Origin of the sequence: Pseudomonas sp. R1-7, from assembly GCF_051132105.1 — a bacterium.
Taxonomy (GTDB): Bacteria; Pseudomonadota; Gammaproteobacteria; order Pseudomonadales; family Pseudomonadaceae; genus Aquipseudomonas.
In genome coordinates this window covers 3,459,446-3,480,783 of record NZ_CP071661.1, presented here as the reverse complement: position 1 = coordinate 3,480,783, position 21,338 = coordinate 3,459,446, and the positions used below count along the sequence as shown (strand labels likewise).

The 21,338-nt window shown below is 60.3% G+C and carries 22 protein-coding genes; 6 read left to right on the top strand and 16 right to left on the bottom strand.

The annotated features are described in order from the left end of the window. The first annotated feature begins 24 nt into the window (after positions 1–24). From J3P79_RS15440 to J3P79_RS15425, 4 genes are all read left to right on the top strand, one after another. Entirely contained in the window at positions 25–1,035 is a 1,011-nt protein-coding gene (locus J3P79_RS15440; protein ID WP_434603869.1) for an ornithine cyclodeaminase family protein, read from the top strand. A 26-nt stretch (positions 1,036–1,061) separates the two neighbouring features. Next, positions 1,062–2,078: a dihydrodipicolinate synthase family protein gene (locus J3P79_RS15435; RefSeq protein WP_434603867.1), complete on the top strand. Its 1,017-nt coding sequence runs from the start codon at positions 1,062–1,064 to the stop codon at positions 2,076–2,078. Positions 2,079–2,094: 16 nt separating this feature from the next. After that, the gene (locus J3P79_RS15430; protein ID WP_434603865.1) at positions 2,095–3,564 is read left to right on the top strand and encodes an NAD-dependent succinate-semialdehyde dehydrogenase; all 1,470 of its coding nucleotides are present in this window, start codon (positions 2,095–2,097) and stop codon (positions 3,562–3,564) included. Positions 3,565–3,880: 316 nt separating this feature from the next. Further along, entirely contained in the window at positions 3,881–5,014 is a 1,134-nt protein-coding gene (locus J3P79_RS15425; RefSeq protein ID WP_082112080.1) for an FAD-dependent oxidoreductase, read from the top strand. Positions 5,015–5,058: 44 nt separating this feature from the next. Here the strand turns inward: J3P79_RS15425 and J3P79_RS15420 are convergent, their stop codons facing one another. From J3P79_RS15420 to J3P79_RS15395, 6 genes are all read right to left on the bottom strand, one after another. Continuing rightward, positions 5,059–5,754, bottom strand: a complete 696-nt coding sequence (locus tag J3P79_RS15420) for an EthD domain-containing protein (protein WP_434603862.1) — start codon at positions 5,752–5,754, stop codon at positions 5,059–5,061. A 307-nt stretch (positions 5,755–6,061) separates the two neighbouring features. Then, a complete protein-coding gene (locus J3P79_RS15415; RefSeq protein WP_434603859.1) occupies positions 6,062–7,423 on the bottom strand; it encodes a purine-cytosine permease family protein in 1,362 nt (453 codons plus the stop codon). Positions 7,424–7,428: 5 nt separating this feature from the next. Next, positions 7,429–8,106, bottom strand: a complete 678-nt coding sequence (locus J3P79_RS15410) for a cysteine hydrolase family protein (RefSeq protein WP_434603857.1) — start codon at positions 8,104–8,106, stop codon at positions 7,429–7,431. Positions 8,107–8,195: 89 nt separating this feature from the next. Next, positions 8,196–8,348 (bottom strand): hypothetical protein, encoded by a 153-nt coding sequence (locus tag J3P79_RS15405; protein ID WP_196304781.1) that lies wholly within the window; start codon positions 8,346–8,348, stop codon positions 8,196–8,198. A 62-nt stretch (positions 8,349–8,410) separates the two neighbouring features. Continuing rightward, positions 8,411–9,454: an LLM class flavin-dependent oxidoreductase gene (locus J3P79_RS15400; protein ID WP_434603853.1), complete on the bottom strand. Its 1,044-nt coding sequence runs from the start codon at positions 9,452–9,454 to the stop codon at positions 8,411–8,413. Between the two features lie 36 nt (positions 9,455–9,490). Continuing rightward, a complete protein-coding gene (locus J3P79_RS15395) occupies positions 9,491–9,976 on the bottom strand; it encodes a flavin reductase family protein (protein WP_039589581.1) in 486 nt (161 codons plus the stop codon). A gap of 324 nt (positions 9,977–10,300) precedes the next feature. On the opposite strand from J3P79_RS15395, the gene J3P79_RS15390 reads away from it, so the two are divergent. Further along, positions 10,301–11,707, top strand: a complete 1,407-nt coding sequence (locus tag J3P79_RS15390) for a purine-cytosine permease family protein (protein ID WP_198724822.1) — start codon at positions 10,301–10,303, stop codon at positions 11,705–11,707. 146 nt (positions 11,708–11,853) lie between these two features. Here J3P79_RS15390 and J3P79_RS15385 read toward each other — a convergent pair whose 3' ends face one another. The 5 genes from J3P79_RS15385 to ribBA form a co-directional block, all read right to left on the bottom strand. Next, positions 11,854–13,005: an ABC transporter ATP-binding protein gene (locus tag J3P79_RS15385; protein ID WP_434603851.1), complete on the bottom strand. Its 1,152-nt coding sequence runs from the start codon at positions 13,003–13,005 to the stop codon at positions 11,854–11,856. Positions 13,006–13,022: 17 nt separating this feature from the next. Beyond that, positions 13,023–13,832, bottom strand: a complete 810-nt coding sequence (locus J3P79_RS15380) for an ABC transporter permease (RefSeq protein ID WP_030142570.1) — start codon at positions 13,830–13,832, stop codon at positions 13,023–13,025. Positions 13,833–13,838: 6 nt separating this feature from the next. Continuing rightward, positions 13,839–14,771 (bottom strand): ABC transporter permease, encoded by a 933-nt coding sequence (locus J3P79_RS15375; RefSeq protein ID WP_198724826.1) that lies wholly within the window; start codon positions 14,769–14,771, stop codon positions 13,839–13,841. Next, entirely contained in the window at positions 14,768–15,793 is a 1,026-nt protein-coding gene (locus tag J3P79_RS15370) for an ABC transporter substrate-binding protein (RefSeq protein WP_039589588.1), read from the bottom strand. The genes J3P79_RS15375 and J3P79_RS15370 overlap by 4 nt, the downstream gene beginning before the upstream one ends. 229 nt (positions 15,794–16,022) lie before the next feature. Beyond that, a complete protein-coding gene (gene ribBA / locus J3P79_RS15365; protein ID WP_039589590.1) occupies positions 16,023–17,132 on the bottom strand; it encodes a bifunctional 3,4-dihydroxy-2-butanone-4-phosphate synthase/GTP cyclohydrolase II in 1,110 nt (369 codons plus the stop codon). A gap of 82 nt (positions 17,133–17,214) precedes the next feature. Here ribBA and J3P79_RS15360 point away from each other — a divergent pair, with 82 nt between their 5' ends. Next, a complete protein-coding gene (locus J3P79_RS15360) occupies positions 17,215–17,508 on the top strand; it encodes a DUF1330 domain-containing protein (protein ID WP_039589592.1) in 294 nt (97 codons plus the stop codon). Between the two features lie 6 nt (positions 17,509–17,514). On the opposite strand, the gene J3P79_RS15355 is transcribed toward J3P79_RS15360, so the two are convergent. The 5 genes from J3P79_RS15355 to J3P79_RS15335 all read right to left on the bottom strand — a co-directional run bounded on the left by J3P79_RS15355 (position 17,515) and on the right by J3P79_RS15335 (position 21,331). After that, the gene (locus J3P79_RS15355; RefSeq protein WP_039589594.1) at positions 17,515–18,078 is read right to left on the bottom strand and encodes an NUDIX hydrolase; all 564 of its coding nucleotides are present in this window, start codon (positions 18,076–18,078) and stop codon (positions 17,515–17,517) included. Positions 18,079–18,080: 2 nt separating this feature from the next. Next, positions 18,081–18,833, bottom strand: coding sequence for a GntR family transcriptional regulator (locus J3P79_RS15350; protein ID WP_039589596.1), 753 nt, complete (start codon positions 18,831–18,833; stop codon positions 18,081–18,083). 85 nt (positions 18,834–18,918) lie between these two features. After that, positions 18,919–19,308, bottom strand: coding sequence for a carboxymuconolactone decarboxylase family protein (locus J3P79_RS15345; RefSeq protein WP_039589598.1), 390 nt, complete (start codon positions 19,306–19,308; stop codon positions 18,919–18,921). Continuing rightward, entirely contained in the window at positions 19,305–20,780 is a 1,476-nt protein-coding gene (locus tag J3P79_RS15340) for an NAD-dependent succinate-semialdehyde dehydrogenase (protein ID WP_434603845.1), read from the bottom strand. The genes J3P79_RS15345 and J3P79_RS15340 overlap by 4 nt, the downstream gene beginning before the upstream one ends. Positions 20,781–20,845: 65 nt before the next feature. Then, positions 20,846–21,331, bottom strand: a complete 486-nt coding sequence (locus J3P79_RS15335; protein ID WP_039589600.1) for a flavin reductase family protein — start codon at positions 21,329–21,331, stop codon at positions 20,846–20,848. Between the last annotated feature and the right edge of the window lie 7 nt (positions 21,332–21,338).

Sequence of the window (21,338 nt, the reverse complement as noted above, 5' to 3'; positions counted from 1 at the left end):
ATCCCCGATTGCGAGGTTTGCGCCATGCATAACGCCCAAGAACGCCAAGTCATTGCCCCGACGCTTTTTCTCAGTGACGCCGATGTGGCCTCGCTCGCCGACTGGAGCACCGCCGTCGCCGCGCTCGCCGAGGCGTATGCAAGTCCCGCATCGGACGCCATGGTACCGCCTCGCTCCATGGCCCGGGGCGACGGTATCTGGCTGCGCAGTTTGACTGCTGTACCTCCGGCTGGTGGCCATATGGGCTGCAAGTTGATCGCGGCCTCCATGCGGGCGCGCTGTGCCAGCTACCTGATCGCGTTGTTCAACCAGCAAACCATGGCGCTCAGTGCCCTGATCGACGGCAACCGGGTGACGGGTTTGCGCACCGCGGCAACCGCTGCGCTGGCAGTCGATTTACTGGCGCCCAAGCGTGCGCTGCGGGTGGGGGTGATTGGCTCGGGGTTTGAGGCCCGTGGTGCACTGGATTGCCTCAAGTCCGTGCGCGATGTGGCGCATGTCCGGGTATTCAGCCCAACGCCCGCTAGCCGCGAGCGTTTTGCCGAGAGCTTCAGGCCTGGGCTGGATATCCAAGCGGTGAACAGTGCGCAAGAAGCTGTGCAGGATTGCGACGTGGTGATTTGTGCCGCCCGCAGTCGTGACGAATCTCCGGTACTGCAAGGCGCCTGGCTTTGCCCGGGAGCCACGGTTGTGTCGTTGGGTTCCACCTTGCCTGAGCAACGGGAGGTTGACCCGGTCACGATGGAGCGAGCCGTCTGCATCGTCGCGGATATGCCGCAAGAGGTACTTCACGATACCGGCGACGCCATTGCTGCGATCAGCGCCGGTGTTTATGTCGCCGACAAACTGGTCGCGCTGTCGGATTTGGTCGCGGGTCGTGTCAATCCGCGCCAGAAAGAAAGCGACATCGTTCTCTACAAGTCTGTTGGCTCGGCGCTGCAGGACGTAGTCATCGCCCAAGCGCTGTACGAGCGCGCCCGGCAACAAGGCCTCGGCATCGAGTTGCCCGCCAGCATTGTCCCTGTCTCGAAATAACCCCTCACTCTTCAAAGGAAATCACCATGGCCACATACAAGAAAGCAGATGCCCGTGCCTGGGCGCGGGAAAACCTGGTGGGCTGCTCGGCGGTCACCATCCCAAGTTTCAGTGCCGATCTGAAGCGACTCAACGAACGTGGCATTCGCCACGACATTGAACAGACGGTCGGCCTGGGCTACAGCGCCACGTTGCTGTGCAGCGAACTGGCGATCTCTCCCCAGGAGAACGCGCAGTTCACCGCCTGGGCCCGTGAGTCGGGGAAAAACCTGATCCTGTTCTTCCACGCGGCTTTTGGCACGCTTGCCGAGAATATCGAGGCGGTGAAGCTTGCCGAGAATGCCGGCGCTGATATCGTCCTGCTCTCCTATCCGCCGCAGTTCTGGCCGACCAGCGAGCAGGAAATCTACGACTACACCAAGGCGTTCTGCGACGCCACGGACCTTGCCGTCATGCTGTTCCCGATTCCGCTCTGGGGCTTCGAACGCGTGCATCCGGCGGGTATGTCGCTGGAGTTGGTCCGTCGGCTGTTGGCCGATTGCCCGAATATCGCGGCCATCAAGTCCGAGCAAGGATTTCCGTTGCCAGCGGGCATTTGTGAGATGTATCACCACTTCCGCGATCAGGTGGTGATCAGTTGCCCGATCGAAGGCGACGCAATCCCCTTGATGAGCCTGATGAAGTTGCAGTTTTCCGGCACCAGCAACACCGCCTGGATGAGCGACTACTACCCGAAAGCGTTCGAGCTGGCACGCACGGGGCGCTTTGAAGAGGCGATGGAACTGTACTGGAAGGTCAACCCGGCACGCAGCGCCAACGGCGCCGCCGCGCAGAGCTACGCCGGCGGCACCGGGGTGCTCAATCGCACGATGTGGAAATACCAGGACTGGCTCGCCGGCTTCAACGGCGGCCCACTGCGTGCCCCGGCGATGCGTGTGCCGGATCGCTTCATGAAGTCGCTGCGTCAAGGGTTGGTCGCGTCGGGGCTGCCAGTGACTTCGGACCCTGACAGCGCCTTCATGATCGGGCGTCATCCGTGCTGATCGGGAGGGTTGCACAGTGAAGCATTTACTCAAGGATCCTACGCTGTGGCGTGACGGTGCCTATATCGCTGGAGAATGGCTGACCGAGACGCCGCACGGTCGGTACACGTTGCGCAACCCGGTGGATCAGACGGTGCTGGCCGAGTTGCCGCGCTGTCGCGAAGCTGAAGTCCGGCACGCCATCGACGCGGCGCACGAGGCCTATGGCCCATGGCGGCGCCTGACGGCCAAACGCCGTGGCGAGGTGTTGCGTCGTTGGTACGAGCTGATGGTTGAGCATCGCGAGGACATTGCCACGCTGATTACCCTGGAGGAGGGCAAGCCACTTGAGGAGGCGCGGGGTGAAGTCGATTACGCGGCGTCTTTTGTGCGCTGGTTTGGCGAGGAAGCCACACGGGTGCGCGGTGATCTGATTCCGGGCGTAAAGGACACTCAGCGCATCGTGGTCCTGCGCGAACCCATCGGCGTCTGCGCGGCGATCACGCCCTGGAATTTCCCCGCTGCGATGATTACACGCAAGGCCGCTCCGGCCCTCGCGGCCGGTTGCACCATGGTCGTGAAGCCGGCCAGCCAGACACCCCTGACCGCCCTGGCACTCGCCGAACTCGCTCAGCGGGCGGGTGTGCCGGCCGGTGTGTTCAGTGTGATCACGGGTAATGACACGCGCGACATTGCCGGTGAACTCACGGCCAACCCGTTGGTGCGCAAGCTCACATTCACGGGCTCCACCGAAGTGGGTCGGCTGCTGCTGGCGCAAGCGGCGCAGACGGTCAAGAAATGCTCCATGGAACTGGGAGGCAACGCTCCGTTCATTGTCTTTGACGATGCTGATCTGGATGCGGCGGCTGACGGGGTGATGTTGGCCAAGTTTCGCAATGGTGGGCAGTCCTGTATCGGCGCGAACCGGGTGTTGGTGCAGTCAGGGGTTTATGACGCATTGGCGGAGCGCATCGTCGAGCGCATGGCACGCTTGAAGGTCGGCAATGGCCTGGAGCCGGGTGTCCAGGTCGGGCCGTTGATTGATGACGCAGCGGTACGAAAATCCCAGGCGCTGGTGGATGATGCTTTGGCGCAAGGGGCCCGGCTGCTGTCCGGCGGCAAACCCCATGCGCTGGGTGGATGTTTCTTCCAGCCCACGCTGTTGGCCGACGTGACCCATGGGATGCGGGTTGCCCGTGAGGAGATCTTCGGCCCGGTCATGCCGCTGGTGCGTTTCGACACGGATGACCAAGCCATTGCCATGGCCAACGACAGCGAGTTTGGCCTGGCCGCGTATCTGTTCAGCCGTGACGCGGCGCGTATCTGGCGCAACGCCGCGCGCATTGAGTCGGGCATGGTGGGCATCAACTGTGGCTTGATTTCAAATGAAGTCGCACCTTTCGGTGGCGTGAAGCAGAGCGGTCTTGGGCGAGAGGGATCTCACCTGGGAATCGACGAGTTCCTAGAGGTTAAATACCTCTGCTGGGATGGCTTGGAAAGCGTGTGAACAACCGTCGTTAAAGGCCGGTGGACGGCGGTTCGTGTGAGCCGTCGTTCATCGGCTTTTGTATTTGTTCTGCCGCAAAGGCAGGCACTCCGAGCAATGCCCTCGGCTTACCTGCGAGACCCATCGCCGCCAGCGATACCTCGGATTGTGCAAAGCGATTTCAGCGCTGGTATTCGATTCGATAGTCTCGTGGCTGATCCGGCATTTTACGTCGGCATTTCCCTATTCCTGCGGCGTTGATGCGATGACGCCGCAGAGCTCGTCGGTGCGCCATGCAATGTCTGCCCGAGTGAATAAGAATAATTAGGAGAGCGTGATGATTGCAGCAGTCAGTAAGGTCCTGGTGATCGGAGGCGGATTCTCCGGTATGACCGCGGCTATCCAGCTCGCCCGCCAGGGCGTCGAAGTGGACCTCGTCGAAATCGATCCGTTGTGGTGTCCTTTGGGGGCGGGGATTACGCTCAGTGGGCCCACGCTGCGAGCGCTCGATACGGTTGGGATTCTGGAAAGGGTCGCCGGGGAAGGGTACCTGTCGACCAATTTCGATGTGTTTTCACCCGTGGGCGACCTGATCGTGCAATTGGCGCTTCGACCGCCGGTCAGCGATAAACCGATACCCTGTGGTGGTGGCATCCTGCGCCCGGTACTGGCTCGGATATTTGCCGACAGGACGCGAGAAGTGGGGACCCGTGTGCGCCTGGGCATCACCTACGACAGCGTCATCGAGCATGACGATGGCATTGACGTGTCTTTCACCGACGGGACCACTGAACGCTATGACCTGGTCGTTGCCGCTGATGGCGTGCATTCGCGAACGCGAAAGGACTTTTTCCCGCAAGCACCCTCGCCAAAACCCATTCATCAGAGCGTCTGGCGCGCAGTGCTGAAGCGTCCGCCGGAAATCGTGCGTCCCAGTCATTGGCTGGGCCGCACCAAGGTTGGCGTCAATCCGATCTCCGAAACGCACATGTACATGTTCCTCATGGAGAACCGCGAGTTTTCCGAGTGGATCGATCCGGCCAGTTGGCCGGGTGAAATGGCGCGCCTGCTAAGTGAGTTTCCAGCCCCGATCCTGCAAACGCTGGTGCCGCAACTGTACGAGACGGGCGCCAATATCGACTATCGTCCGCTGGCCAATCTGTTGGTGCCGCTGCCCTGGCACAAGGGTCGTATCGTGCTGATCGGCGACACGGTGCATGCCACCACACCGCATCTGGCCTCCGGAGCTGGCATCGGTATCGAGAGCGCCATCGTGCTTGCCGAAGAATTGCTCGGCAATAGCAATCTACAGACGGCCCTGAGCCGGTTCGAAACGCGGCGCTGGGAGCGTTGCCAACTCGTGGTCGAGAACTCCGCACGGCTGTGCGAGATAGAGAAAAGTGGTGGGGACAAGGAAGAGCATGCGCAGATCATGCGGGAGTCTACTGCGACGTTGGCTGAGCCTATCTGAGTGATCGCGACCCTTCTGAATGGGAAGGGTCGCGCTGCTGGTCTTCAGGAGCAGTGATCGAAAATAACGACCTCTTTGACGTAGGCAAAAAAAGACGCCGATGTCAGCGCGACGCCGTCCTCGGCAAGTTTTTGAAACAGCGCTCGCTGATACTGCCTAAAGAAAGAAAAGTCCGCTTCATTTTCAAACCACAGGCTGGAGGCACCTTCGTATACGTTGATGTTCGGCCCGAAATAGGCCGTCACCTTGTCACCCTCGGGTAAGTACCGGGAGCGAACATACCGGCGTAAGGCGTTCTGGAAGCCAGGTTGTTCCCGGGTAATGCTCTCGTGAGCTGCGTCCCAAGCGTCGAAGAAATGATCGAGCGCCATGGCTGGATTCTTCTTCAGCAGGATCATCACCTTCCATGGGAGAGGCGCTGTAGCGGTGCTAGCCGTCTCCAACTCATCCATCAATTGAGCGAGCTGCTCGGAAAGGTCAGCGAAGTTCCTTGCATCGGGGCCTACGGTTTGCTGCGTATAGGGATCGCTGAAGGTGCGAATCAAACCTGGCGCGTCTTCAAAAAACAGCTCCGTAATGGAATCTTTGTGGAAGGACTGTGCGTAGGCATTGTCGGCGTCAACCCCGAAAGCCGCGTCGATGACATGGTTCTGCACGTACCTTTTAACGCCTAACGGTTTGGCTTTAGCGATCGCTCCGTGTGTGTGCTCCACATAGTTTAAAAACTCGGCATGGGTCATTCCGGTTTTTCTGCGTACAGCGGCTAGGATTTTTATCATGAGCGTGTTCTCGCTTTTGGCAGGGACAACGGGTCTTGAACCTGATAGGCACTTGGTGCGGTTGTTATTCATCTGATTGTTTTTCAACACCAAAATATAAGGCCAGGTTTGTCCCGCAAACCAATCGGTATTCGTGCTGGTAGGTATCGCGCACTGACATGCTTAACGAGCGTTGAGCACGTTTCGTTATCGCCCATTGCCTTGGGCCATCTGCGATGTGCCGTCGAGCGAAGGACAACGCCGGGTATCGCACCCGGCGTCGGGGCTATCAGGACAATTCGCTGACTTCCAGGGTTCGCTTGTCCCGTTTCATCAACCCGTAATAGCTCAGGGCCGGCACCAGCAACCCGACGATCCAGGCCAGGTCTACGCCATCCAGGGCATTGGCTACCGGACCGACATACAACGTTGTGTTCATGAAGGGGATTTCCAGAACGATCGCCAGCACGAAACTGCCGCAAGCGATCCAGTTGATGCGCCCGTAGATGCCGTCTTTGTCGAAGATGTCATCGATCCGGTACCGGCCTTTGCGCAAGCAGTAGTAATCCACCAGGTTGATCGCCGTCCAGGGGATAAGGAAGTAACTCATGAAGAAAATGAAGTTGAGGAAAAAGTTGATGAAGTCGTCCTGGCTGATGGTGCACAAGGCCGTTGCCACCAGACTGATCACTAGCATGAACACACCACGCACTCGAGGCGTCACCTTGAGCCGCGCGAAGGGTTCGATCACGGTGATGGTCGACATGAAGGCGCCGTACAGGTTGAAGACGTTGATCGACACCTGGCCATAGATAATGAAGGCAAATAACAGCAGCGCACCGCTACCAAACAATTGCGCGACATGGCTGCCGACGTTGCTGGAAAAATCCGTGATGCCAACGCTGAGAATCGCCCCGAGAATCATCATCCAGGTCCCACCGCTGATCGTGCCCGCGTAGCTGTACCAGAACACTTTGACGGCTGGCGTGCTGCTCGGCAGGTAACGCGAGTAGTCGGCGACGTAAGGCGCATAGGACAGTTGCCAGGTCACGGCTATGCTCACCGCCACCAGAAATTTCGACAACGAGAAACCCGTCGGCAGCCATTGTTCGGTCGGGATCGGCAACTGCAAGGCGAGCACCGTAGCGGCGATAAACACCAACAACGATAGCAGCGACAGTACTTTCTGCAGGCGATGAATCAGGCGATAGCCATAGAGCGCGACGACAAAGCACAATGCTCCGATCAGGTAGATATTGCCGGTGGCCCGCAACGGACTGACGGACTCCAATGCCTGCGCGGCGAGCAAGGTATTGCTGACGAAAAAGCCCAAGTAAATGAGCATCACGAACAGCAGCGGCAGCACGGCGCCCAGCACGCCGAACTGCGCCCGGCTCTGGATCATTTGCGGGATGCCGAGCTTCGGTCCCTGGGCAGAATGGGAGGCCATGAAAATCGCCCCCACCAGTGAGCCGACGATGATCGCCAGTGCGCTCCAGAACAGATTCAACCCCATCGCTACCGGCAGCACGCCGGACGCGATGGTCGTGACGTTCATGTTCGCGCCAAACCAGATGAAGAACAGCGAGCCGGGCTGGCCATGGCGTTCTTGCTCAGGGATGAAATCGATGCTTCTTTTTTCGACTTGCATGGCGATTACTCCTGAGTCCGGACGAGATGGGTTTGCAAACGGGCGATGGTGCTTTCCAGCTCGTGGGGCTGGTGGGCGAACAGGTCCGGACGTTCAGGAATCAGGCTTAGGTACTTGCGGTTTCCCAGGGCTCGCAGGCATTCGGCGCAAGTCAGGATTTCCAGCGCGTAGACCCAGTTGGCCATGATCAACAGCGCCGAGTAGTGTCCCGCTGGCGTGGTCGTCGTGCAGGCATCGCTAACCAGCTGGATATGAAAACCCAGGGCGAAAGCATCGAATGCCGTGCTGAGCACGCATACATCGGTCTGCACGCCGCAGATGATCAGGGTATCGACCCCGAGCGCCTTGAGGCGGGCATCCAGATCGGTGCGATGGAAGGCGCTGTAACGGCTCTTGTCGATAACGATTTCTTCAGGCTGCGGCGCCAGGCGTTCGATGATTTCCACTTGTCGGGTGCCGGCACGGTAACTGCTGGGGCCGCCATCGGCCGCTAGCGGTTCGCCATGCGGCAAGTCAGTGCCGTCGGCCTGATTGATGTGGCGGGTATAGATGACAGGCACCCGCAGGCGGCGGGCGGTCTCGAGCAGGGCGGCGGTGTTGGTTTGCACCGTGTCGAAGTGGTCCAGGACGAAACCGTCCTCCTGCTGCATGTCGATGATCAACAGCGCGTTTTTATTGTTCATTGAGCAAACCTGATCATGGCGAAGCATAAAGCACCGGGCGCGCCTCGTGATGACGAGACGCGGGTGCATGTATTCCAGTTCGGTTGTGCTCAGTGAACGGGTTGCCAGAAACCGTTCTGCTTGGCGGTAACGCTGGCGCGCAGGCGCTTGAAATGGAGATGCGAAGCGGTCCATTCGCCGCGCAGGTAAACCTGCTCGGCGCCGGAGGGAAGGGCAAGTGATGGGCGCAGATCATTGATCATTGAAATCGACCCTACACGTCAGTCAGCCCCCGGCTTCGCGTCCGAGGAGCTGGTTGGTGGACTCAGCGAAACGCCGGGACCACATGCTTGATAAACAGCTCCAGGGATTTTTTCTTCTCCGCGTGGGGCAGGCTGTTATCGCACCAGAAACTGAACTCGTCGACGCCCAGTTCCTGATAGTACTTGATGCGCGGAATGATTTCCTCGGGGGTGCCGATCATGGCGGTCTTGTGCAGGCTTTCCAGTTGGAACTCCGGACGCTCGGCGAACTTTTCTTCAGGGCTCGGTTCCAGGAAGCCGTTGACCGGTGTCGTCTTATTACCGAACCAGGCATCGAAGGTGCGATAGAACTTCGAAATCGCCCGGGCCCCGATCTTCCAGCCTTCGGGGTCGTCGACGGCATGCACGTGGGTGTGGCGCAGCACCATCAATTGCGGACGCGCCACGCCGGGGTTGTTGTCCAGGGCCGCCTGGAACTTGTTCTTCAGGTCCAGGACTTCTTCGTCGCCTTTCATCAACGGCGTGACCATGACGTTGCAACCGTTGGCGACGGCGAAATTATGCGAGTCCGGGTCGCGGGCGGCGATCCACATCGGCGGGTTGGGCTTTTGGATCGGCTTGGGCACGCTGGTGGAGGTGGGGAATTTCCAGATATCACCGTCGTGGGCGTAGTCGCCTTGCCACAGGGCGCGCACCACCGGAACCATTTCCCGCAGGGCTTGGCCGCCGGAGGAAGCTGGCATGCCACCGGCCATGCGGTCGAACTCCACCTGGTAGGCACCACGGGCCAGACCGACTTCCATGCGCCCGTTACTGATCACATCCAGCAATGCGCATTCGCCCGCTACCCGCAACGGATGCCAGAACGGTGCGATGATGGTGCCGGCGCCAAGATGGATAGTGGTGGTCTTGGCGGCCAGGTAGGCGAGCAATGGCATCGGGCTTGGCGAGATGGTGTATTCCATGGCGTGGTGTTCGCCGATCCAGACGGTGCTGAAACCACCAGCCTCGGCCATCAGGGTCAGTTCGGTCAGGTCTTCGAACAACTGGCGGTGGCTGACACTTTCGTCCCAACGCTCCATGTGCACGAACAGGGAAAACTTCATGACGCTTACCTCGGATCTTTATTATTGACTGTCGATTCAGGCGAGGACGGGCAGGGCGCCCATCTTGCCGTGGCAGTACACCAGCGGACCGGCGGTGTGCTGCGGCACTATCAGGTTCTTCACGGCGCCGACCATGATCGCGTGGTCGCCACCTTCATATTCGCGCCATAGCTCACATTCAATGATAGCCGTGGCGTTGGCCAGGATCGGATTGCCCAGTTCGCTCAACGTCCATTCGATCCCTTGCGCCTTGTCCTTGCCTTTGCGGGCGAAAGCGTAGGCTTCACTTTGCTGACTGCCGGAAAGCACGTGGATGGCAAAGCGTTTGTTCTTGATCAGTACCGGATAGGAGTCGGAGCTGTAGTTGGGGCAGAACAGCACCAAGGCCGGCTCCATGGACAGCGAGCTGAACGCGCTGGCCGTGAGGCCGACGATCTGCCCGTCGTCATCCAGCGTGGTGATCACCGTTACCCCGGACGGGAACGAGCCCATGACTTGTTTGTAGACGGCGGCATCGATCATTGGAAGGGTCCTCGGGTGCTGGAGCATGGTTCTTATAGGTTTGTAGGTCTTATGGTATACCGTAATACGTCGTTTGCAAGGGCTTTTTATTTCCGCCGATAAACGCATTTATATGGGACAAAGCCCAATGTTTACGGGGGCTATCGTGCAAGGATGGGTGTGTTGAGCCCTCATAAAAGCGGATCAGCTTGCCCTTCAACGATCGGATCAGCCTTGTGAAATGTTGGAATACCATAATATGGTTCGCATCTGAGGAGCCGCCGAAAAGCGCCTCTGGTTTGGCTTCATACAAATACAAGATCAGACAAACTCGAGTTCATGCACATGTCCCAGATGTCCCGGCAAGACCCGTTAATCGAGAATCACACGGTCGATTACGTCCCACTCGCGGAACGCCATGGCAGGGCCCGCGACCTGTTTACCCTTTGGTTCAGCACCAACATCGCGCCACTGCCCATCGTTACCGGCGCCATGGTCGTCCAAGTGTTCCATCTCGATCTGCTCTGGGGGCTGCTGGCGATTGCGCTGGGGCACCTGATCGGCGGTGTGGTGATTGCGCTGGCATCGGCCCAAGGGCCGCGCATGGGCATTCCGCAAATGGTCCAGAGCCGTGGCCAGTTCGGCCGTTACGGCGCGCTGCTGATCGTGTTCTTCGCGGCGATCATCTACGTCGGCTTTTTCATTTCCAACATCGTGCTGGCCGGCAAATCCATCGTCGGCATCGCGCCGTCGGTGCCGGCGCCGCTGAGTATTCTGATCGGCGCACTGGCCGCCACCGCGATCGGGGTGATCGGCTACAACTTCATCCACACGCTCAACCGCATTGGTACCTGGGTGATGGGCGGCGCGTTGCTGGCCGGATTCATCTACATCTTCGCCCATGACTTGCCGGCGGACTTCCTGACTCGCGGCAATTTCAACCTGTCCGGCTGGCTGGCCACGGTGTCGCTGGGGATCATCTGGCAGATCAGTTTCTCGCCTTATGTGTCGGACTACTCTCGTTACCTGCCGGCGGATATCGGCATCGCCAAACCGTTTTGGGCCACTTACCTGGGCGCGACGCTGGGCACAATCCTGTCGTTCAGCTTCGGCGCCGTGGCTGTGCTGGCGACGCCGGAAGGCACTGAAGCGATGGATGCGGTGAAACAGTCTACCGGGTGGCTGGGGCCGATTCTGATGGTGCTGTTCCTGCTCAACATCATCAGCCACAACGCGCTGAATCTGTACGGTGCGGTGCTGTCGATCATCACCTCGATCCAGACGTTCGCCAGCCAGTGGACGCCGAGTATCAAGGTGCGCGTGGTGTTGTCGAGCGTAATATTGGCCGGTTGCTGCCTGGTCGCCCTCGGTGCGTCGGCGGATTTCATTTCTGAATTCATCGGGCTGATCCTGGCGCTGTTGCTGGTATTGGTGCCGTGGGCTTCGATCAATCTGATCGACTTCTACCTGATCAAGCGTGGCGAGTACGACATCACTTCGATCTTCCGCGCGGACGGCGGGATCTACGGGCGCTTCAATCTCCACGCGATCATTGCTTATTTCATTGGCATCATCGTGCAATTGCCGTTTGCCAACACGTCGTTGTATGTCGGCCCGTACGCCAATCTGGTCGAGGGTGCGGATCTGTCATGGCTGGTGGGCTTGGTGGTGACGTGCCCGTTGTACTACTGCCTGGCTACACGCGGGCAAACCCGACATAGCAAAGCGGCGCGGTTGGGCTACACGGACTGACCAAGCGTCAGCGATTATTCGACCTGCAGTTGAAACCATCGCATCCGCATCACCTTGGCAGCAAAAAAAAAGGTCACCACAGCCCGACGCTGTGGTGACCCGAGGGTGACAATGAAAAAACGGGCCCACCTTGGCGGGCCTTTGTCTTAGTGAGCGCCAGCAGCCTTGTTGAGGTCGCTTTCGGCCCATTCGGTATATACGCATGCATCGGCGGTGGCCCAGCGCACTCGCACCGGGTCGCCAGCCTTCAGCGGCATGCCGGCGGCGGACAGCGCCTTGACGGTCATGGCCGTGCCACCGGACGTCACTACACTGCAAGTCTGGCTTTCGCCGAGGAACAGCACTTCCACGACCTGGGCCGAGACTTCGTTCCAGCCGGCCGGCAGCAGGTCCCGGGTGGCTTGTTCGACGCTCAGGGCCAACGCTTTTTCCGGACGCACCATCAGCAACACATCCTGCTCGGATTGCAGGCCGGCGGTCAGGCGGATCGACAGCGATTGGCCTTCGAACGTCGCCGCAGCATTGCCCTGGGCCTTGAGCTTGAGGAAGTTGGAGTTGCCCAGGAACGAGGCGACAAAGGCGTTCGGCGGGTTCTGGTAGAGGTCATAGCCGCTGCCCAGGCCGACGATCTTGCCATGGCTGAAAATGGCGATGCGCTGGGACAGGCGCATGGCTTCTTCCTGGTCATGGGTGACGTAGACGATGGTGATGCCCAGGCGCCGATGCAGCTGGCGCAGTTCATCCTGCAAGTCTTCCCGCAGTTTTTTGTCCAGGGCACCGAGGGGCTCGTCCATCAGCAGAATGCGTGGCTCATAGACCAGCGCCCGGGCAATCGCCACGCGCTGCTGCTGGCCGCCGGACAGTTGCGAAGGGCGGCGATGGGCGAACTCTCCCAGTTGCACCAGTTTGAGCATGGCGTCGACCCGCCGTTCGCGTTCGGCGCTGGCCAGTTTGCGAATCGCCAGGGGAAAGGCAATGTTGTCGCGCACCGACAGGTGCGGGAACAGCGAGTAGCGCTGGAACACCATGCCAATGTCGCGTTTGTGCGGCGGTACGTTGACCAGGGATTTGCCGTCCACCAGGATCTCGCCGCTGCTGGGAGTTTCGAACCCGGCCAGCATCGACAGCGTGGTGCTCTTGCCCGAGCCGCTGGAGCCGAGGAAGGTCAAGAACTCGCCGTCCTGGATCTCCAGGGAAATATCGTCCACGGCGGCAAAGTCGCCGTAGTGCTTGTTCAAGTTGCGCAGGCTGACCAGGGTCTTGTTGTTCTGTTGTGCGGGGTCTTTGACAGCACTCATTGTGTTCTCCTAGGCGCTCAGGCGCTGATTTCGTTGCGCCGGCGCAGGGCGGCGGCGATCACCATCACCAGCACCGAGAGGCCGATCAGCAGCGTCGAAGCGACGGCGATCACAGGCGTCAGGTCCTGGCGCAGGGTGGTCCACATTTTTACGGGCAGCGTTTGCAGGGTCGGGCTGGCCATCATCACGCTCAGCACCACCTCGTCCCATGACACCAGGAACGCGAACAGCGCACCGGCGACCATGCCCGGGCGAATCGCCGGGAACGTCACCTTGAACACCGCTTGCAGGCGCGAGGCACCGCAGATCACCGCCGCATCCTCGATGGATTGGTCGAACAGCTTGAGCGAGTTGATGATGGAGATAATGGTGAAGGGCAGCGCGACGATCACATGACTGACCACGAAGGCGAACATCGTCCCGGTATAGCCGAGCTTGAGGAACAGCGCGTACACCGCCACAGCAATGATCACCAGCGGCACGATCATCGGCAGGGTGAACAGGCCATAGAGCATTTCCCGGCCCGGAAAGCGCCCGCGTACCAGGGCAAACGCGGTGGGCAAGCCCAGGGCTACGGCGCAGACGGTGGTCAACACCGCGACCTTGAGGCTGGTCAGGGCCGCGCTCATCCAGTCGGGATTGGAAAAGAACTGGCCGTACCACTTGAACGTCCAGCCCGGTGGCGGAAACACCAGCCACTGGGACGAGCCGAACGACAACAGCACGATGAACACGATCGGCAGCAGCAGGAACAACGCGATCACGCCAGTGGTGAAATACAAGCCGAACCGCATGCGCCGGCTCATGGCATTGGGTGTCAGGAGCATGACGGCTTACCTCGCGTTGCTGGCGCCCACCGGGGATTCCGGCTGGAGCTTCAGATAGAAGTAGAACAACACCAGGGTGATCGCCACCAACAAGGCCGCGCCGGCACTGGCCAGGCCCCAATTGAGGAACGATTGCACCTGCTGGATGATGAATTCCGGCAGCATCATGTTCTGCGCGCCGCCCAACAGGGCCGGGGTCACGTAGTAACCGAGGGACATCACGAAGACCATCAACCCGCCCGAGAACAGCCCCGGCCGGCAAAGCGGCAGGAATACCCGGAAGAAATTGGTCCAGGGACTGGCGCCGCAGATGGAGCCGGCCTGCAGGATCATCGGGTCGATGGCCTGCATGGTCGCCTGCAACGGCAGGACGATGAACGGGATCATGATGTAGCTCATGCCGATCACCACGCCGGTGAGGTTGTGCACCATCTCCAGCGGCTGGTCGATGATGCCCAGGGCCATCAGTGCCTTGTTCACCACCCCCGATGCCTGCAACAGCACCAGCCAGGAATAGGTGCGGGCCAGCAGGCTGGTCCACATCGACAGCAACACGATGTTCAACATCCAACGGCCCCAGCCACGGGGCACCAGGGTGATTGCCCAGGCCAAGGGGAAACCCAACAGCAGGCTGAACAGCGTCACCAGGCCGGCCACCGAGAACGTGTTGAACAACACCCGGGCATAGGCCGAGTTGGCGAAAAGTTGCTCGTAGTTGCCCAGCCCGGGCACCGGTTCCAGCACACCACGCAGCAGCAGGCCGATCAGCGGCGCCAGGAAGAACAAGCCAAGGAAGAGCAGGGCAGGCAAAAGGTTACCGGCCCCGCGCCAGCGTTGCAGCCGCGACGGCGTTTGCGGCTTAACGGCCTGGACGGTTGTCGCACCGGCGGCGCCAGCGGCGCCCCCGGTGTGACGAGGTGCCGTTGCCGATATTTTCATTTGACCAGCCATTCGTTCCACCGTGTCGCGATGTCCTGACCGTTCTTGGCCCAGTACGCAAAATCAAGCGTGATCTGATCCTTGGCGTAGGCGGTCGGCAGGTTGGGAGCGAGCACCGAGTCCAGGCGTGCGACGCTGTCGACGTTGACCGGGGCGTAGGCGGTCAGGTTGGAAAAGTCGGCCTGGCCCTTGGCGCTGCTGGCGTTGGCCAGGAACTTCATGGCGGCGGCCTTGTTTTTCGAGCCCTTTGGAATGACCAGGATATCGGCCATGACCAGGTTCTGCTTCCAGCTTACGCCGACCGGGGCGCCGTCCTGTTGCAGGGCGTAGATGCGGCCGTTCCAGAACTGGCCGATGCTGGCTTCGCCGGACGCGAGCAGTTGTTGGGATTGGGCGCCGCCGCCCCACCAGACGATGTCTTTCTTGATGGTGTCTAGCTTTTTGAAGGCGCGGTCCAGATCCAGCGGGTAGAGTTTGTCCTGCGCCACGCCATCAGCCAGCAGGGCCAACTCGAGCACGCCGGGGCTTGGCCATTTGTAGAGAGCGCGTTTGCCGGGGTAGGTCTTGGTGTCGAACAGCGCGGTCCAGTCCTGGGGCTTGCCGGAGCCGAGCTTGCCTTCGTTGTAACCGAGCACGAAGGAGAAGTAGAAGGAGCCGACGCCGTGGTCGGAGACGAAACGCGGGTCGATCTTGTCGCGTTGGATGACCGAGAAATCGAGAGGTTCGAGCAGGCCTTCAGCGGCGGCACGCAAGGCAAAGTCGGCTTCGACATCGACCACGTCCCACTGCACGTTGCCGCTTTCGACCATGGCCTTGAGCTTGCCGTAGTCGGTGGGACCGTCCTGGACCACGGTGATGCCGCTGGCCTTGCTGAACGGGTCGGCCCAGGCCTGCTTCTGCGCGTCCTGGGTGCTGCCACCCCAACTGACGAAGTTGACGCTTTCAGCGGCCATCGATGCTTGGCTGGTGACACTCAGCAGGCCGGCAAAAAGAACTGCGGCTGCACTTTTCTTCAACACCATTTTCACGCCCTCATTGTTGTGTTTATTGAGTGGGCTTCTGTTTGCCCACCTATCGGGAGCTTTGGGTCAATCGGTCTTGCAACTGACCGCGCCAAGGGAGGTTGGAGCGCTCGGTCTATGGAATATCATATTATGGTATTCCAAACTTTCTGCAAGCACTTTGCCGTACCGGTTATCCGTCTGGCTGGTTTTCTTGCGCACCCACAGGGGGAGTGTGTGTTGCTTCGGGTTATCCGGTGAAAGGAATACTCTCCACCACCTCCAGGTCATACCCGGTCAACCCTGCGTACTTGAGCGGCGGCCCCAGGTGTCGCAACTTCCCAACGCCCAGGTCCTGCAGAATCTGCGCCCCGGTGCCTACTTCAGAATAGATGCGCGATTGGGAACGGCTGAATTGTCGTGGTGGCTGGGTCAGTTGCGGTACGCGTTCGAGCAGCGCTTGGGAGGATTCGTGGTTGGCGAGTACGACCACCACGCCACGGCCTTCTTCGGCGACTCGTTGCAATGCCGCCCACAACGTCCAATTGGACGGGCCGTTGTATTCGGCACCGACCAGGTCCCGCAGTGGGTCGATCACATGCACGCGCACCAATGCCGGCTCTTCCCGGCGGATGTCGCCCATGACCATCGCCATGTGCACGCCGCCTTCGATGCGGTCTTCAAAGGTGAACAGGCGGAAGGTGCCGTGCACCGTGGGCAGTTCCCGTTCGCCGATGCGCACGACGGTGTGCTCGGTGCTCAGGCGGTAGTGGATCAGGTCGGCGATGGTGCCGATCTTGATGCCGTGCTTGCGAGCGAAAATCTCCAGGTCCGGGCGGCGGGCCATGGTGCCGTCATCGTTCATCACCTCGACGATCACCGATGCAGGTGTGAAACCCGCCAGGCGTGCCAGGTCGCAACCGGCTTCGGTGTGCCCGGCCCGGGTCAGCACACCGCCTTCCTTGGCCCGCAGCGGGAATATATGCCCTGGCTGCACAATATCGTTGGGCCCCGCGTCGGCGGCTACGGCAGCGGCGACAGTGCGTGCCCGGTCGGCGGCGGAAATACCGGTGGTCACGCCAGTGGCGGCTTCGATGGACACGGTGAACGCCGTGCTGAACACGCTGCCATTGCTCGGCACCATCTGCTCGAGGCCCAGGCGCTGGCAGTGTTCGTCCGTCAAGGTCAGGCAGATCAGCCCTCGCGCTTCACGGGCCATGAAGCTGATGGCCTGGGCGTTGCAGCAATCGGCTGCCAGCAGCAGATCCCCTTCGTTTTCCCGGTCCTCGTCGTCCACCAGCAACACCATCTTGCCGAGGCGGTAGTCTTCGATGATTTCCTGAATGCTGTTAAAGGCCATGTTGGGCTCTCTATATTGAGATGAGTGCAGAATGGATAGGACACGTGGTATACCATAATACAAAATAAACCGAGAGGTCACTATGAAGGCGTACTGGATTGCTCACGTGGATGTCACCTACCCCGATCAATACAGCCATTACACCCAACGCGCGCCGGCGGCTTTCGCCTTGTATGGCGGTCGAATGCTGGCCCGGGGCGGGCGCAGTGAAGCGATGGAGGGCAGGGCCACGCCGCAGCGCAGCGTGGTGATCGAATTCGATTCTTATGAGCAAGCGGTAGCTTGCTACCACTCGGAGCAATATCAGGAGGCGAAGAAGCACCGCGAAGGCGTGGCCCGGGCCGAGGTGATCATTGTCGAGGGCGTCGCGCCCTGAGGTGTATCAGCGGATGAAGTGGATCTTGCCGCTGTCGTCGTTGCCCATGTAGATGCCGTAGACCCCGGCCTGGCGTTCCTCGATATAACGTTCGAGGATCTGCCGGATGGCCGGGTAGTAGATGCTGTCCCACGGAATTTCATCCGGGGCGAAGAACTGGTAGGCAAGGGTTTCCGGGCCGAACTGCCCGGTGATCTCCAGCGCGGTGGCGCGGAAGATGATGTACACCTCGCTGATCTTCGGCACGCTGAAGATGGAGTAGGGCGAGACGATTTCGGCGCGCACACCGGTTTCTTCCCAGACTTCCCGCAGCGCGGCCTGTTCGGTGGTCTCGTTACCCTCCATGAAACCGGCCGGCAGCGTCCAGGTGCCGGGGCGCGGCGGGATGGCGCGTTGGCACAGCAGGTACTTGCCGTCCTGCTCGATGATGCAGCCGGCAATGATCTTCGGGTTGACGTAGTGAATATAGCCGCAACCGCCACACATCAATCGCTCATGGGTATCGCCCGCTGGCAGGCGGTGATCGAGGTCACTGCCGCCGCACTTTGGACAAAAGCTCGGGCTGAACATGGCTAGCGGCCTATGCGAGGTTCTTTGAGGGCGATGGGCGGGATGATTTCGGGGATTTCACCGGTCTCTTCCTGTTTGCGCTTGAGGTATTCCAGGGCGACCTTGGCTGCGGCGCGCACGTGGTCGACGCAGGCCTGGTGGGCGGCCAGGGGATCGCCGCTCTTGATCGCCTCGACCATGCGTTCCATTTCCTGGTTACTGCTGCCGCGACGGTTTTCCTGGGACACCGAAGTCGCCCGCAGATAGCTGATGCGCGCCTGCAACTGGCGCAACTGGGTGGCGGCGACGTGGTTGCCGGAGCCTTCGAGCAGCACGTCGTAGAAGCCTTGCACCGAATCGATGACTTGTTGCAACTCGCCTTCCTTGAGGGCCTTGCGGTTTTCCTCCAGGGCTTTTTCCAGGGCCTTGATGTCCTTGGCCTTGGCCCGCAGGGTGAACAACTGGACGATCAGGCCTTCGAGCACGCAACGCAGTTCATAGATGTCAACGGCGTCGGCCAAGGTGATGATCGCGACCCGTGGGCCCTTGGCATCGGCGAATTCGACGAGCCCTTCGGACTCAAGGTGACGCAAGGCTTCGCGTACGGAGGTGCGGCTCACGCCCAGGCGATCGCACAGATCGCGTTCGACCAGGCGATCACCCGGCAGGAGCTGGAAGTTCATGATGGCGCTTCGCAGTTTATCCAGCACGATTTCGCGCAGCGTAACGGGATTGCGATTGACCTTGAAGCTGTCGTCGAGTGGCAGGCGTTTCATGGGGTCCGCTCTGATTGTGGCTGTCCTTGCAAAAAGAGCACTCCGATCCAGGATCATCGTGCTCAGGTCATCAAACAGCCAAGGGTTAACTGGAGGCCTCGGCATCAGCTTCGGCAAATGCTTCACGGGCGAGCCGGAAACTGTCTACGGCAGCGGGAACACCGCAATAAATACCGACCTGAAGCAGAATTTCGCGTATTTGTTCACGGCTCAGCCCGTTACGCAAGGCGCCGCGTACATGCAGCTTGAGTTCATGGGGCCGATTGAGGGCCGAAATCATCGCCAAGTTTATCATGCTGCGCTCTTTAAGCGACAAACCCTCACGCCCCCAGACGTGACCCCAACAGTACTCGGTGACCATCTCCTGAAGCGGACGGGTGAAGTCATCGGCGTTTTTGATCGAGCGGTTCACGTAGGCTTCGCCGAGCACCTGGGTGCGGATTTTCAGGCCTTGTTCATATTTTTCGTTGCTCATCGTTGTGCGCTCCCATCGTCGTCCAGGCCACCCATCAGGGTGTATTTGAGCTCCAGGTAATCCTCGATTCCGTACTTCGACCCTTCACGGCCCAGCCCAGAGGATTTGATCCCGCCAAAGGGCGCGACTTCGGTGGAAATCAGCCCTTCGTTGATCCCGACCATGCCGTACTCCAATGCTTCACTCATGCGCCAGGCCCGGCCCAGGTTGCGGGTGTAGCAGTAAGCCGCGAGGCCGAATTCGGTGTCATTGGCCAAGTACACAGCCTCGGCTTCGGTGTCAAAGCGGAACACGGCGGCCAACGGGCCGAACGTTTCCTCCCGGGCGACTTTCATCTGCGTGGTGACGCCGGCCAGGACGGTCGGCTGGAAAAAACCGTGGCCCAAGGCATGTCGTCCACCACCGCAGAGCAATCGGGCACCCTGGGTGAGGGCGTCGCGTACATGGTCCTCGACCTTTGCCACGGCGCGTTCGTTGATCAGTGGACCCTGGTTGACGCCTTGCTCAAACCCGCTGCCGACACTCAACTGCGCGACTCGCTCGGCGAGGCGCGCGACGAAGGCGTCGTGGATACCGGCCTGGACGAGAAAACGGTTGACGCAAACGCAGGTCTGCCCGGCATTGCGGAACTTGGCAACCAGCGCGCCTTCTACGGCTCGCTCCAGGTCAGCGTCGTCGAACACGATGAACGGCGCGTTGCCGCCGAGTTCCAGCGAGACTTTTTTCAACGTCGGCGCACATTGCGCCATCAACAGTTTGCCAATGGCCGTGGAGCCGGTGAACGACAGCTTGCGCACCAGAGGGCTGGCGGTCAGCTCACCGCCAATGGCTACGGCGTCGCCGGTGATGACGTTGAATATACCCGGTGGGATCCCTGCCTGTTCCGCCAACGCGGCCATGGCCAGCGCCGAAAACGGCGTTTCCGGCGCCGGTTTGACGATGCACGGGCAGCCGGCCGCCAGCGCCGGGCCGGCCTTGCGGGTGATCATCGCCGCAGGGAAGTTCCACGGGGTGATGGCCGCGACCACGCCGATCGGTTCCTTGCTGACCACAATGCGCGCATCGCCTTTGTGGCTGGGAATGGTGTCGCCATAGATGCGTTTGGCTTCTTCGGCGAACCACTCGATGAAACTCGCAGCGTAGAGGATTTCACCCTTGGCTTCGGCAAGGGGCTTGCCCTGTTCCAGAGTGAGGATTTCTGCCAGGGCGTCGGCGTGCTCCAGCATCAGCCCATGCCAGCGTTTGAGCGTCTGGCTGCGTTCTTTGGCGGTCAGTGCGCGCCATGCCGGCCAGGCTTTGTTTGCGGCCTCAATGGCTTGGCGAGCATGTTCGGCGCCGAGGTTCGGCACCTGGCCAATCTTTTCGCCGGTGGCCGGGTTGTAAATGTCCTGATGGGCGCCGTCGGGCGCCTCCAGCCATTGGCCGTCGATGTAGGCTTGCTGGCGGAACAGTTGCGAGGCTGCTGGGCTCATGCCGGCTCCTGGAAAATGTGGTGAACCCCTGTGGCAGCTCGCTCCCACAGGGTTTTGTGTAGATGTCAGGCCAAGGTGGGCAGTGGGCCCAACTTGCCTTTGTGATAAATCATCGGTGTGACCGGTTGCTCGGGCAGAATCAGGTTTTTCACCGCGCCGACGATGATCGCGTGATCGCCACCGTCGTATTCACGCCACAGCTCGCACTCGATGATCGCCGTGGCCTTGCCCAACAGTGGGTTGCCCAGTTCGCTGAGGTGCCACTCGATGCCCTTGGCCTTGTCCTTGCCTTTGCCAGCAAACGCATAGGCTTCGGCAGTCTGCTCGGCCGATAGGAGATGAATCGCAAACTGCTTGCTGTTACGCAGGATCGGGTAAGTGTCCGAGGCATAGTTCGGGCAGAAAAGCACCAGGGCGGGATCGATCGACAGCGCACTGAAGGCGCTGGCCGTGATGCCGACGATGCCACCGTCCGGGTCCAGTGTGGTGACCACCGTGACCCCGGAAGGGAACGAGCTCATGACGTCTTTGTAAATGCCGGGTTCGATCATGTCGGCG